This is a genomic window from Methylobacterium goesingense (assembly GCF_022179225.1).
Classification (GTDB): Bacteria; Pseudomonadota; Alphaproteobacteria; order Rhizobiales; family Beijerinckiaceae; genus Methylobacterium; species Methylobacterium goesingense.
Map to the genome: position 1 here is coordinate 1 of NZ_BPQL01000216.1, position 12,318 is coordinate 12,318.

The 12,318-nt window shown below is 68.7% G+C and carries 12 protein-coding genes and 1 pseudogene; 8 read left to right on the top strand and 5 right to left on the bottom strand.

The window, feature by feature from the left end; all coding sequences use genetic code 11:
* The 3 genes and pseudogenes from fliI to MFF30_RS25005 form a co-directional block, all read left to right on the top strand.
* Positions 1–452: pseudogene (fliI, locus tag MFF30_RS24995) on the top strand (flagellum-specific ATP synthase FliI); the annotation flags it as partial.
* Between the two features lie 91 nt (positions 453–543).
* Positions 544–951, top strand: coding sequence for a flagellar export protein FliJ (gene fliJ / locus MFF30_RS25000; protein WP_238282921.1), 408 nt, complete (start codon positions 544–546; stop codon positions 949–951).
* Between the two features lie 151 nt (positions 952–1,102).
* Positions 1,103–2,152: a lysylphosphatidylglycerol synthase domain-containing protein gene (locus MFF30_RS25005; protein WP_238282923.1), complete on the top strand. Its 1,050-nt coding sequence runs from the start codon at positions 1,103–1,105 to the stop codon at positions 2,150–2,152.
* Between the two features lie 147 nt (positions 2,153–2,299).
* Here the strand turns inward: MFF30_RS25005 and MFF30_RS25010 are convergent, their stop codons facing one another.
* Together MFF30_RS25010 and MFF30_RS26045 are read right to left on the bottom strand one after the other, a co-directional pair.
* Positions 2,300–2,566 (bottom strand): hypothetical protein, encoded by a 267-nt coding sequence (locus MFF30_RS25010; protein ID WP_238282924.1) that lies wholly within the window; start codon positions 2,564–2,566, stop codon positions 2,300–2,302.
* 109 nt (positions 2,567–2,675) lie between these two features.
* Positions 2,676–3,446, bottom strand: a complete 771-nt coding sequence (locus tag MFF30_RS26045) for a cold-shock protein (RefSeq protein ID WP_283205938.1) — start codon at positions 3,444–3,446, stop codon at positions 2,676–2,678.
* Between the two features lie 405 nt (positions 3,447–3,851).
* Here MFF30_RS26045 and MFF30_RS25025 point away from each other — a divergent pair, with 405 nt between their 5' ends.
* The 3 genes from MFF30_RS25025 to MFF30_RS25035 all read left to right on the top strand — a co-directional run bounded on the left by MFF30_RS25025 (position 3,852) and on the right by MFF30_RS25035 (position 6,291).
* Positions 3,852–4,322: a response regulator gene (locus tag MFF30_RS25025; RefSeq protein WP_238282925.1), complete on the top strand. Its 471-nt coding sequence runs from the start codon at positions 3,852–3,854 to the stop codon at positions 4,320–4,322.
* Between the two features lie 158 nt (positions 4,323–4,480).
* Positions 4,481–5,578, top strand: a complete 1,098-nt coding sequence (locus tag MFF30_RS25030) for a Ppx/GppA phosphatase family protein (protein WP_306424604.1) — start codon at positions 4,481–4,483, stop codon at positions 5,576–5,578.
* Positions 5,575–6,291: an RlmE family RNA methyltransferase gene (locus MFF30_RS25035; RefSeq protein ID WP_238282927.1), complete on the top strand. Its 717-nt coding sequence runs from the start codon at positions 5,575–5,577 to the stop codon at positions 6,289–6,291. Before MFF30_RS25030 ends, MFF30_RS25035 begins: the two co-directional genes overlap by 4 nt.
* A gap of 12 nt (positions 6,292–6,303) precedes the next feature.
* On the opposite strand, the gene MFF30_RS25040 is transcribed toward MFF30_RS25035, so the two are convergent.
* From MFF30_RS25040 to MFF30_RS25050, 3 genes are all read right to left on the bottom strand, one after another.
* Positions 6,304–6,729, bottom strand: a complete 426-nt coding sequence (locus tag MFF30_RS25040) for a DUF779 domain-containing protein (protein WP_238282928.1) — start codon at positions 6,727–6,729, stop codon at positions 6,304–6,306.
* Between the two features lie 125 nt (positions 6,730–6,854).
* On the bottom strand, positions 6,855–8,375 hold the full coding sequence (adh, locus tag MFF30_RS25045) for an aldehyde dehydrogenase (protein WP_238282929.1): 1,521 nt from the start codon (positions 8,373–8,375) through the stop codon (positions 6,855–6,857).
* Between the two features lie 234 nt (positions 8,376–8,609).
* The gene (locus MFF30_RS25050; RefSeq protein WP_238282930.1) at positions 8,610–10,007 is read right to left on the bottom strand and encodes a serine hydrolase domain-containing protein; all 1,398 of its coding nucleotides are present in this window, start codon (positions 10,005–10,007) and stop codon (positions 8,610–8,612) included.
* Positions 10,008–10,351: 344 nt separating this feature from the next.
* Here MFF30_RS25050 and MFF30_RS25055 point away from each other — a divergent pair, with 344 nt between their 5' ends.
* Entirely contained in the window at positions 10,352–11,521 is a 1,170-nt protein-coding gene (locus MFF30_RS25055; RefSeq protein WP_238282935.1) for a multidrug effflux MFS transporter, read from the top strand.
* A gap of 79 nt (positions 11,522–11,600) precedes the next feature.
* Positions 11,601–12,122 carry a DoxX family protein gene (locus MFF30_RS25060; protein WP_238282931.1) on the top strand — a complete coding sequence of 174 codons (522 nt, stop codon included), beginning with the start codon at positions 11,601–11,603 and terminating at the stop codon, positions 12,120–12,122.
* The last annotated feature ends 196 nt before the right edge of the window (positions 12,123–12,318 follow it).

Here is a 12,318-nt window from a genome sequence, read left to right on the forward strand (position 1 = left end):
CGCGCCTGCTGGAGCGGGCGGGGCCCGGCACGGGGCAGGGGGCGATCTCGGGCCTCTTCACCGTGCTTGTGGAGGGCGACGACCACAACGAGCCCGTGGCCGATGCCGTGCGCGGCATCCTCGACGGTCACATCGTGATGGAGCGTGGTATCGCCGAGCGCGGGCGCTACCCGGCCATAAACGTGCTGCGCTCCGTCTCGCGCACCATGCCGCGCGCCTGCGATCCGGCTCACCTGCCGACCGTCCGGCGGGCCCGGCGCCTGCTCTCGACCTATGCCGACATGGAGGAACTGATCCGATTGGGCGCTTACCGGGCCGGCGCCTCTGCGGAGGTCGACGAGGCGGTCGCCCTCATGCCCGAAATGGAGGCTTTTCTGGGTCAGGGTAAGGAAGAAGCAACTTCGATCGGCGAGGGTTACCGTCGCCTGGCAGAGATCGTCGGCGCGCCGTAGGGCAGTCGCCCCGGCGCGGCGGATCGAAGTCGGTCCGGTGCGCCAGCAAGGCGCCCCGGCAAGCCGTGCGTTGCGTGGAGTGAGACCGTCCATGAAATCCCGTGACACGTTGATCCGGCTGCGACGCTTCCAGGTCGACGAGAAGCGTCGGCGCGTGACGCAGATCGAGATGATGAAGGCGGATTTCACCCGCATGGCGATGGAGCTCGACCGCGAGGTCGCCCATGAGGAGAGCCGCGCCGGCATCTCAGACCCGGCGCATTTCGCCTACCCGACCTATGCCCGCGCGGCCGCCACGCGCCGGGACAACATGCGCCAGTCGGCCGCCGCACTGGAGGGCCAGCTCGCCGAGGCCAAGGCCGAACTTGGCGAGGCCTTCGAGGACTTGAAGAAGATCGAGATTCTCGACGACCGCGAGCGGACCGCCGAGCGCGCCGCGGAAGCGGCCCGTGATCAGGCCGCCATGGACGGCATCGGCCTGTCCCGCATCCGCGCCTGAAACTCCTTCGGACCGGCCTCGGGGGAGGCCGGCACGAAACCGTCATGATCCCGTGGGATGAGGCGGTCCGGCGGGGCCGGTCACGCGCTTGCGGTGCAGGGCATCGTGGTGCAGGGAGGGCCCGAAGGGTAAGGGGCTCGTCGACACCACCATGAAGAAGATCAGCGATTTCATCTGGCCGATCATCGGCCTCGCCGCCGTGATCGGCTCGGGCTACCTCCTCTACAAGGAACTCGCCGGCATCTCGATGGCGGAGATCAAGGGTAGCTTCGCGGCGATCCCGCCGCACCGCTTCCTCCTCGCTGCACTCTCCACCCTCGTCGCCTACGCCGCGCTCGCCTGGTACGACCGGATCGCGCTCCTGCATCTCGGGGTGCGCCATATCGGGTGGTTCTTCGTCTCGGTCTGCTCCTTCACCACCTACGCCCTCTCTCACAACATCGGCGCCTCGGTGTTCTCGGGTGCCGTGGTGCGCTACCGCGCCTACACGGCCAAGGGCCTCTCAGCCGCCCAGGTCGCGGTGCTGGTGGCGCTCTGCTCCTTCACCTTCGGCCTCGGCACGATTCTGCTCGGCGGCTTCGTGCTGACCGTCCTGCCCGATACCCTGACCCGCCTGAACGGCTACCTGCCGGCGATCCTCACGGACCCCAAGACTGCCCGCATCCTCGGCGCCGGCCTGCTCGCCTTCGTGGCCCTCTACGTGGCCGGTTCGCTGCTGAACCTGAAGCCGCTGACGATCCGCTCGTTCAAGCTCGAATATCCGCGCCCGCGCATCATGAGCCGCCAGCTCATCGCCGCTCCCCTGGAGCTTCTGGGTGCGGCCGGCATCATCTACTTCGCCCTGCCGGAGGCCGGAAACCCGGGTTTCCTCGTCGTGCTGGCGGTCTTCCTCGCCTCGTTCTCGGCGGCCCTCGTCTCCAACGCTCCCGGTGGCCTCGGCGTGTTCGAGCTCGTGTTCGTGGTGGCGATGCCCGATATCGCACGCCCCTCGGTCATCGCCGCGCTGCTCGTGTTCCGGCTGTTCTACTTCTGGCTGCCGTTCCTGATTTCCGTGGTGGTCGTTCTCCTCTACGAGCGCAATCGCCTGGCCTCCGCCCTCAAGAACAAGCCGCACGACCCCGCGACCCCCGAGGCACCGCTCACCGTGCCCGGCCTCGACGCGCACGCCATCGAGCGCCGCATGGAGAAGAAGCCGGTCTGATCGAGCCCTTCCCCGATCTGAGATCGACGCGCGAAACGGGCTTGCCGCCGGTTCCCCTCCGGGGATTGGCGGCAAGCCCGTTTCGTTTCCATCGCGCGTTTGTGGCGGCCCGAACTCGGACGACTTCGAGCGCGGCGAACTAAGCGATCAGCGGGGCAGGGCGGTGCCTGAACCGAGGACCTGGGAGCGGGACTGCAGGGCGCGCGAAGCTTGCTGGGCGCTCGGCGGCAGACCGGTATCCGTCGGTGCGGCGCCGGTCTTCAGCGCATCCGTACCGATGCCGTGCTGTCTGCGCTCGCCGGTTTGAAAAGCGTAGCCGGCATTCACGCCGGCATAGAACCCGCTGAAATCCTCGGCCGAGGCGGGACGCGCCAGCCAGACCAGGGCCGCACAGGCGATCAGGGCAAGCGGCATCCATTCCTCCAGCGCTGAAACGGGGTCCACGAAAGGAAACGGCGGCCCTGAGAGCCGCCGTTCTTTAAGAGCCATCGAAGGTGGCCGCAGGGCGGCCATCCGGGATCGATCAATCGTCGACGTTGATGCTCTGGGCCTCGCGGCCCTTCTGGCCTTCGACGACGCCGAGCACGACCTGCTGGCCCTCGGCCAGGGAGTCGAGGCCGGCCCGGGAGAGCGCGGAGCGGTGCACGAACACGTCCTTGCCGCCGTCGTTCACGGAGACGAAGCCGAAGCCCTTGGCGGGATCGTACCACTTCACGGTACCGGTCATCTCGGTGGAGGGACCGCTTGCGAAGCGACCACCACCGCCGCCGCCGCCGCCACGATCGCCGCCGCGGTCGCCGTAACCGCCGCCATATCCGCCACCACCGCCGCCGCCGAAGCGATCACCGCCGCCGAAGCCACCGCTGCGGGGAGGACGCGCATCGCGCATGGGGGCGGCTTCGGCCGTGGAGGTGTCCACGCTGGTGACGTCGGTCACCTGCGGACCCTTCTGGCCCTGGGCCGTATGGACCGTCAGGCGCGTGCCGGGGAGGAGGTCGGCATGGCCGGCGGCTTCGACGGCGCGGATGTGGAGGAAGGCATCGCCCGAACCGTCAGCCAGCTCGACGAAACCGAAGCCCTTCTCCTTGTTGAACCACTTGACCGTCGCATCGCGCTCCGGTCCCGAAGGGGCCGCAGCGGCACGCGACGGGCCGCGGTCGAAACCACCGCCACCGCCGAAACCACCGCCGTAGCCACCGCCGCTCGGAGGAGCCTGATCCGGCCAACGCGGCTCGGCTCCACCCTCATCGAAGCCGCGCTTCTGCGGCCCCCGAAAATCACGACCACGTCCCATAGAAAGCTCGCAAAAACCGTCCGCCGACCATCAGTTTCGATAACCGCGTGCGCGCCGTCCCAGACAGCCCACGCTCCGCACTATCATTACTCCCAGCAGCGGTGACCAAGAATAACGCCTTAGTCCTGACTGAAACCCGCCTTCATCGCAAGAACCTTTCGGCGCAGTTCGCCAGAGTTCCGTAACTTTCCTGCGGCAAAATGCGTAGCTTTTAATCGCACCCCCCGCATCCGCGATCCCGTTGCCCGCAGCTTGAGCAAACGCGTTCGGGCAAGATGCGCAACGGTGCCGCTCGCGATCCGAATCATTTCGTGGCTTCGCATTAGGAAAGCGCAAAGGTGCAGTGGCTTACGGTCGGGCCGGGGCAGGCCCGCCCCGGCGGCCGCACGGCCGGACGCTGACCGCATGATCGCCACACCGAGCTTCCCGGACCTCTCGGCCCTCGTCGTCGACGAGAGCCTGTATATCCGCCGCATCGTTCGCGATATGCTCATGCGCGTCGGCATCAAGCGCGTCCTCGAGGCCCCCGACGGCGCCGAGGCCCTCGGCGTACTGGCCGAGAGCAAGCCCGACCTGACGATCATCGACTGGGACCTCGCCATCCTCTCAGGCGAGGAATTCATCCGGCTGGCCCGCACGCCGACCACGTCGCCCTCGCCCACGGTGCCGATCATCCTGATGCTGGCGCAGCCGCGCCGGAACGTCGTGGACCGGGCGATCTCGCTGGGCGTCAACGAGATCATCGCCAAGCCCTTCTCGCCCAAGACCCTGTGGTCGCGCCTCGACGAGGTGATCAACCGGCCGCGTCCGTTCTCCCAGGTCAAGAGCCTGCTCCGTCCCGTGCCCCGCATGGCGGCATCGGGAAAACTCGGCTGAGCCGGCCGCCATTCGGCTTATCCTCCCCAAACAAGCCTGTATCGGTGCCCGATACCCGATCGAGCCTTTGCAGTTTACCAGGGAGACCTGTAGCTTCGTGCGGGAATGATGGTCCGGCTGTCCGCCTGGGGCCACGATCGAGGATTTCGGCTCGGCCGATGAGGGAAGAGAGCGCCGCGACGATGCCGGCCCGCCTCAGCGGCGGTCACACGCCTTCGGCTCCGGCCACGCGCGCCGACGCGCGCGGGTCGACCGGACGTCCCTACCGGCGCAACGCCTACGCCGCCCTCGATCTCGGCACGAACAACTGTCGGCTCCTCGTGGCAGAGCCCGCCGCGAACGGCTTCCGGGTCATCGACGCATTCTCCCGCATCGTCCGCTTGGGCGAGGGGCTCGGCACGTCCGACCGCTTGAGCGAGGCGGCCATCGAGCGGACCGTGGAAGCCCTGCGGGTCTGCCGCGCCAAGATGCAGGCCCGTGGTGTCGTGCGGGCCAAGATCATCGCCACCGAGGCCTGTCGGCTTGCCGTCAACGGGGCCGAGTTCGTGGATCGGGTGCGTGGGGAGGTCGGCCTCGACCTCGAGATCGTCGACCGGCAGACCGAGGCCTACCTCGCCGTCACCGGGTGCGCGGCACTGGCTGATCCCTATTCCGAATCGGTGGTGATCTTCGACATCGGCGGCGGCTCCACCGAGATCGCCTGGCTCGATGGAGCGGCCACGAACCCCTCCGCCGATCCGACCCTGCGCATCCGGGCCTGGGATTCCCTGCCCGTCGGCGTCGTCACCCTGGCCGAGCGCCACGGCGGCAGCGATGTCACGCGCCTGACCTTCGAGGGCATGGTGGAGGAGGTGGCCGACCTCCTGGCGCGGTTCGCGATCCGGGCGGCGCCGGCGGCCAATGCCCGGCACTTCCACCTGCTCGGCACCTCCGGTACGGTGACGACGCTCGCGGCGATGCACCTGCGACTAGCCCGCTACGAACGCCGCCGGGTCGACGGCCTGTGGATGAGCGATGCCGAAGTGGGCGACGCCATCGACGATCTCCTCGACACCCGGCTGGAGCAGCGGGCGGACAACCCGTGCATCGGCCGCGACCGGGCCGACCTCGTGCTGGCGGGCTGTGCCATTTTGGAGGCGATCCGGCGGGCTTTTCCATCGGACCGCCTGCGCATCGCCGATCGCGGCCTGCGCGAGGGCCTCTTGATGAACATGATGCGCGAGGACGGCGTCTGGCGCCGCGGGGGATACCGGTGAGTGACAGGCGTGGTGCCGGTGCGGGTTTGCGCGGCGAACTCAAGCAGCGGGTCAAGACGGGGCGCGGCCGAACCGCCTCCCAGAAGCGCTGGCTGGAGCGTCAGCTGAACGATCCTTACGTGGCCAGGGCCAAGCGCGAGGGCTACCGCTCCCGCGCGGCCTTCAAGCTCATCGAGATCGACGAGCGCTTCAAGCTCCTGAAGCCCGGCCAGCGCATCGTCGATCTCGGCGCGGCGCCGGGGGGCTGGTCGCAGGTGGCGGCCAAGATCGTGGGCGATTCGGGCCGCATCGTCGGCATCGATCTTCTCGAGATCGAGCCGATGACCGGCGTCGAGTTCATCACCCTGGACTTCCTGGCCCCCGAAGCCCCGAAGCTGCTGACGGATCTCCTCGGCGGCCCGGCCGACCTGGTGCTCTCCGACATGGCCGCCAACACCACCGGCCACAAGCAGACCGACCACCTGCGTATCATCGGTCTGGCCGAGACGGCGGCGGAATTCGCCCGGGAGATCCTCGCGCCCGGCGGCTCCTACCTCGCCAAGGTGTTCCAGGGCGGTACCGAGGGCACGCTGCTCGCCGACCTGAAGCGGGACTTCGCCAGCGTCCGCCACGTCAAGCCCAATGCCAGCCGGGCCGATTCGAGCGAACTCTACGTGCTGGCCTCCGGCTACCGCGGCCCGGCCGGCGCCGCCCTCGGCCCGCAGGCCGAGTAACGCCGGAACGCGTCAGAGCTTGCAGGCGCCCGCGAGGGCCGTGTTCTCGGCCTCGGTGAAGAGCCGTGAGCGGATCAGGAAGCGTTTGTCGCGCCCGTTCTCGAGGGAGAACATGCCGCCGCGCCCCGGCACCACGTCGAGGATGAGGTGCGTGTGCTTCCAGACCTCGAACTGGGGCCGGCTGATCCAGAAATCGGCGCCGTCCACGGTCCCGAGATGCACGTCGCTGTCGCCGGTCAGGAACTCGCCCTGCGGGTAGCACATCGGCGACGAGCCGTCGCAACAGCCCCCCGACTGATGGAACATCACCGGACCGTGGTCGGCGCGCAGCTCGGCGATGAGGTCGAGGGCGGCCGGCGTGGCGGTGACGCGCAGCGGTGTGCCGTCGACGCCGGCCTGATCGGCGGTGATGGGATCGAGGGAAGCGGTCTCGCTCATGGCGTTCTCCGTGGACGGATCTGCCCCGATAGATAGGGCGCAAACCGAAAAAGGGCGGCAGACAAAAAAGCCCCGGCCTTGATGGCCGGGGCGAGTGACACTCGGGTTTCAGATTCTCAGAACGCTCAGAAGAAGCCGAGCTTCTTGGCGGAGTAGCTCACCAGCATGTTCTTGGTCTGCTGGTAGTGGTCGAGCATCATCTTGTGGTTCTCGCGGCCGATGCCGGACTGCTTGTACCCGCCGAAGGCCGCGTGGGCCGGGTAGGCGTGGTAGCAGTTCGTCCAGACGCGCCCGGCCTGGATGGCGCGGCCGAACCGATAGGCGCGGTTGCCATCGCGGGTCCAGACACCGGCCCCGAGGCCGTAGAGGGTGTCATTGGCGATGCTGAGCGCATCGGCATCGTCCTTGAAAGTCGTCACCGAGAGGACGGGGCCGAAGATCTCCTCCTGGAAGATGCGCATCTTGTTGTGGCCCTTGAACACCGTGGGCTTCATGTAGAAGCCCTCAGCGAACTCGCCGTCCTTCACGTTGCGCTCGCCGCCTGTGAGGCACTCGGCGCCTTCCTGGCGGCCGATGTCGACGTAGCTGAGGATCTTCTCCAGCTGCTCCGAGGAGGCCTGCGCGCCGATCATGGTGGCGGGATCGAGGGGGGAGCCCTGCGTGATCGCCTCGACGCGCTTGATCGCCCGCTCCATGAAGCGGTCGTAGATCGACTCGTGCACGAGCGCCCGGCTCGGACAGGTGCAGACCTCACCCTGATTCAGGGCGAACATCGTGAAGCCCTCGAGCGCCTTGTCGAAGAAGTCGTCGTCCTCGTTGGCGACGTCCGCGAAGAAGATGTTCGGGGACTTGCCGCCGAGCTCGAGCGTGACCGGGATCAGGTTCTGCGAGGCGTACTGCATGATCAGGCGACCCGTCGTCGTCTCGCCCGTAAAGGCGATCTTGGCGATGCGGGGCGAGGACGCGAGCGGCTTGCCGCATTCCAGGCCGAAGCCGTTGACGATGTTGAGCACGCCCGGGGGCAGCAGGTCGCCGATGAGTTCGGCCACCACCAGGATCGAGGCCGGGGTCTGCTCGGCGGGCTTGAGCACGATGCAGTTGCCGGCGGCCAGCGCCGGGGCGAGCTTCCACACCGCCATCAGGATGGGGAAGTTCCACGGAATGATCTGGCCAACGACGCCGAGGGGCTCGTGGAAGTGGTAGGCCACCGTGTCGTGGTCAATCTCGGAGATCGAGCCTTCCTGGGCGCGGACGCAGCCGGCGAAGTAGCGGAAGTGGTCGATGGCGAGGGGAATGTCGGCGTGGGTCGTCTCGCGGATCGGCTTGCCGTTGTCCCAGGTCTCGGCGAGCGCGATCAGATCGAGGTTCTCCTCCATCCGGTCGGCGATTTTGTTCAGGATGCGAGCGCGCTCACCCGGTGATGTGCGGCCCCAGGCCTCCTTCGCCGCATGGGCGGCGTCGAGGGCCTTATCGACGTCGGCGGCATCCGATCGTGCGACCTCGCAGATCACCCGACCGGTGATGGGGGAGGTGTTCTCGAAGTAGCGGCCGGCGCTCGGCGCGACCCACTGCCCACCGATGAAGTTCTCGTAGCGAGCCGAGAACGGCGCCTTGGTGCCCTGGTCGAGAAATTCAGGCTTGTTCATCGCATATCCTCCGGTGTTGTTCTTATGCGCCGTAGACAAAGCCAGACGCGGGTTCAAATCAAGGTGGACTTTTGGCCAACGAACGCGGCCTTCGAACCGAGGCGGCGTCGCGACAGACCCGAAGTTCGGGGGCGTTCCGTCCCGTCAGGGCGGCGCGTGTCGTTCGCGCCGGAATGGCGTTCCGGCGCGAACGCGATCGTAGACCTGTTTCGTGGGCTTGGCGACCCGGCGCCCTCAGCGCGGAACCTGCCAAGCGAGGCGTCGCGCGGTGATGCGTCGGGCCGTCCGGGCGTCGATACGCGGGCCCGCGCGCGCGCTGCCCGGGGTGTCGAAGAGGAGACCGGTGGAGCGGCCATCGGGCTCGATGTCGAGGGCGATACGGATGCCGTTGTCGGAGACGAACACCCGGTCGCTTTCCGGCGTCAGTTCGAGGCGGGCGAGGCCGGTGCCCTGGGCCACCAGCCGGTCGCCGGACCGGCTCAGCGCCACCACCGCGCGGGGCCCGACCCGGTAGTAACCGGCGTAACGATCGATGACTGGGGCGGGCACCACGATCCCGGTTTCCACGGGTGCGGCGAGGGCGAGGGCACCGAGCCGGCGCGCCAGGGTCTGGGCGGGCGTGGTCTCGGTGTTGCCGAGGACCACGATGCTGAGCCCCAGATCCGGATAGGTGTCCTTGATCGACGCGAACCCGTTCAGGAAACCGCCATGCGACCACAGTCGCTGGCCGTAGGCCCGGCCAAGATACCAGCCGAGCCCGTAGCCGTGGCCGCCATCCCGAAACATCGCGGCCAGAGACTCCGGCGCGAGGACGCGACCGGACAGGAGGGCTCGGTCCCAGGCCGCGAGGTCGTCGATGGTCGAGACCAGCCCCCCGGCGCCGAGCGCTGCGGCGGCGACAACCGGAACCGCATTGCGCCAGACGCCAGCGGAGCGCTGATACCCGGCGGCCCGGCGCGGTACGATCGCGTCGGGGTCGGCGTCGACGGTCGCGGTCAACCCGGCCGGCGCCAGCACGAGGCTGCGCAGGGCCTCGTCGAACGGTTCGCCGGTGATCCGCTCGATGATGGCCGCGAGAAGAATGTAGCCGGTGTTGCTGTATTCCTGCGCCGAGCCGGCCGGAAACAGCAGATCCTCTCGATAGAGCCGCGCGACGACCTCCATGGCGCTGCGGGCGGTCCGGGCGATCACCGGGTAATCCAGAAGCGCCGTCACGTTGGGCAGGCCGGCGGTGTGACCGAGGAGCATCCGTAGGGTGATGGGCGTCCAGGTCGCCGGTAGGCCCGCCACATGCCGGGCAGCCGGATCGTCGAGGTCGAGCCGTCCCGCTTCGCCGAGCTTGAGGATCGCGGCGGCAGTGAACTGTTTCGTCAGCGACGCGATGCGGAAGCGGGTCTCGGGCGTGTTGGGGAGCGACCATTCGCGGTCCGCGAGCCCGTAGGCTTGCCGGAACAGAACCCTCCCGTCCCGCACGACGGCGATCGCTCCGGAGAAGATGCCCGCGCGCGCATAGGGCTGGACCAGGGCGTTCGCCTGGGCGGCGAAGTCGTCCTCCGCCTCCGCCGCAGCGGTCCCGGGTCGCACCAGGGCCAGCGCCAGGGTTCCGAGGAGGAGGCCGCGCCGTGTCTGCATCGTCTCCGTCACCTCGCGAAGGCCCCATGCCCCGTATCGGAAGACCGGGGCTTTCCGATCCTGGGGACATTCGCTTGTCCGAAAATGTGGCGGCAGCGGGCCGGCAAGTCCGCGCGGCTGCCATGCGGCCGGGCGGATTGCCCGCTCCCCGCTCCGGCACCAAGTCCGACCGGAGAACGTTCTTCTCCGGGGCTCCGAATGCCCCAACGCTTCCTCGAGGACAGGCCCTGGTGAGCAGCACCCCGGTGACGATCTTGCGCGCCCCGGCGCCGTTGGCGCAGGCTGCCGTCGTTCCGGCCTGGAAGGGGCCCGGCTTCGGTGAATTCGTCGGCATCGTCGCGCTGATGATGGCGGTGACCGCCATCTCGATCGACAACCTGCTGCCGGCGTTTCCCGCCATCCAGGCGCGTTTCGGGGTAGCCGATCCGAACAGCCTGCAACTCCTCATCTACGTCTACATGATCGGCTTCGGCGCAGCGCAGATCGTCTACGGCCCGCTCTCGGATACCTACGGACGCCGTTCCGTGCTGCTCTCGGGTCTGGCGATCTACGTCGTCGGCACCGGCCTCGCCATGGTGGCCCCGTCCTTCGGCTGGCTGCTCGCGGCGCGGGTCATCCAGGGAATCGGCGCGGCGAGCGGGCGCGTCCTGTCGACGGCGATCGTGCGTGACCGCTTCGCCGGGCGCGAGATGGCGAGCGTGATGTCACTCATCATGATGGTCTTCCTCATCGTGCCGATGATCGCGCCGGCCATCGGCGGCGCGATGCTGCTGTTCGGCTCGTGGGTCTACGTCTTCGTCTCGATGCTGGCGCTGGCGGGCATCCTGGTGCTCTGGTTCGCTTGGCGGATGCCCGAGACCCTGCATCCCGAGTACCGGCGCCCCTTCTCGCTCGGCGCCGTGGCCCAGGCCGTGGGGATCACCTTCCGAAACCGGGTGGCGGTGGGCTATGCCACCGCGCTCGGCCTGCTCACTGGCTGCATCATGGGTTATGTCGGGTCGGCCCAGCAGGTCTTCGACACCGGGCTCTATCATCTCGGCGTCCTGTTCCCCCTGGCCTTCGGGCTCGTCGCCGGCGCCATGGGGGCCGCCACCCTGGTGAATGCCCGCCTGGTTCGGCGTCTGGGCATGCGGCCCCTCTCACACGCGGGCCTGAGCCTGTTCGTGGTGGTCGCGGTGGGGCAGGTAGTGGTGGGGCTCGCCTATCATGGCCACCCGCCGCTGGCCCTGTTCCTCTCGATCCTGGCGGCAAACCAGTTCCTGATCAGCTTCGCGATGCCGAACTTCAACGCCCTGGCGCTGCAGCCCCTCGGCGAGATCGCCGGTACGGCCTCGTCCTTCCTGGGCTTCTACACCACCATGCTCGGCGCGTTCTGTGGCTTCCTGATCGGGCATGCCTTCGACGGCTCGGTGCTGCCGATTGGCATCGGCTACGCGCTCCTCGGCGGCCTAGCCCTCGCGGTGGTGGCGTGGACCGAGCGTGGCCGCCTGTTCCGGGGCGGCGTCTCCGGTTGAGGGCGCGGCGGCCTTAACGCCGTCTTCAGGCGGTCCCGACAAAGCTCGGCACTCCAAGATGCCAGACGGAGCCTGAGACGTGACCGGCCGTGCCCAAGACGGATTGCTCTTCCTCGCCCGGCTGCTGCTCGCAGCCGCGCTGCTGCCCACCGGCATCGCCCGGGCCCTCAACGTCTCCGGCTTCGCCGTTACCCTCGCGGCCACCGGCCTGCCGTCGCCGAACGCCGTCGCCACCGCGGCGGTGATCGTCCAGGTCTTCGGACCGATCGCCCTCATCCTCGGCGTGCTGCCGCGCATCAGCGGCCTGGCGCTCGCCGCCTTCGCGGGCGTGATGGCGGTGCTGCTCCACCCGTTCTGGCAGTTCGTCGGCCCGAGCGCGGTGGCCGAGCGCACCCTGCTCCTGGCCGATTTCGGCCTCGCGGGCGGATTCCTCATGTACGCGATGACGGGCCCGGGCCGCTGGAGCTGGCAGGGCTGGCGCCAGGGCGCCCGCGCAGCAGGGAGCCCCGCCAAGGCTTCGGCCAAGTCGAACGCCGCCGCGCGAGGCGGGCAGAACTCGAAGCGCGCCGCCGGACGAGCCCCGGCCCGGGCCGCCGCCTGACGTCCAGGACGTCGCCGCGTCCTACGGAATCGCGTTGCGCGAGGCGGCGGCGACGAGCCTGTGACCCGAGACTTCGGCGCCGGCCTCCGGGCTGAGCCGCCGGAACGGAAAGAACGACATCACCGAGATCAGCGCCACCGCCAGGAAGGCGGGGGCGAAATCCTGCGCCGCGATCTCTGTGCGGCCGTGCAGGGCG

Coding starts and splice junctions, on each gene's coding strand:
- fliJ (WP_238282921.1), top strand. CDS start 544: ATGAAATCCCGTGACACGTTGATCCGGCTGCGACGCTTCCAGGTCGAC.
- MFF30_RS25005 (WP_238282923.1), top strand. CDS start 1,103: ATGAAGAAGATCAGCGATTTCATCTGGCCGATCATCGGCCTCGCCGCC.
- MFF30_RS25010 (WP_238282924.1), bottom strand. CDS start 2,566: ATGCCGCTTGCCCTGATCGCCTGTGCGGCCCTGGTCTGGCTGGCGCGT.
- MFF30_RS26045 (WP_283205938.1), bottom strand. CDS start 3,446: ATGGGACGTGGTCGTGATTTTCGGGGGCCGCAGAAGCGCGGCTTCGAT.
- MFF30_RS25025 (WP_238282925.1), top strand. CDS start 3,852: ATGATCGCCACACCGAGCTTCCCGGACCTCTCGGCCCTCGTCGTCGAC.
- MFF30_RS25030 (WP_306424604.1), top strand. CDS start 4,481: ATGAGGGAAGAGAGCGCCGCGACGATGCCGGCCCGCCTCAGCGGCGGT.
- MFF30_RS25040 (WP_238282928.1), bottom strand. CDS start 6,729: ATGAGCGAGACCGCTTCCCTCGATCCCATCACCGCCGATCAGGCCGGC.
- adh (WP_238282929.1), bottom strand. CDS start 8,375: ATGAACAAGCCTGAATTTCTCGACCAGGGCACCAAGGCGCCGTTCTCG.
- MFF30_RS25050 (WP_238282930.1), bottom strand. CDS start 10,007: ATGCAGACACGGCGCGGCCTCCTCCTCGGAACCCTGGCGCTGGCCCTG.
- MFF30_RS25055 (WP_238282935.1), top strand. CDS start 10,352: ATGATGGCGGTGACCGCCATCTCGATCGACAACCTGCTGCCGGCGTTT.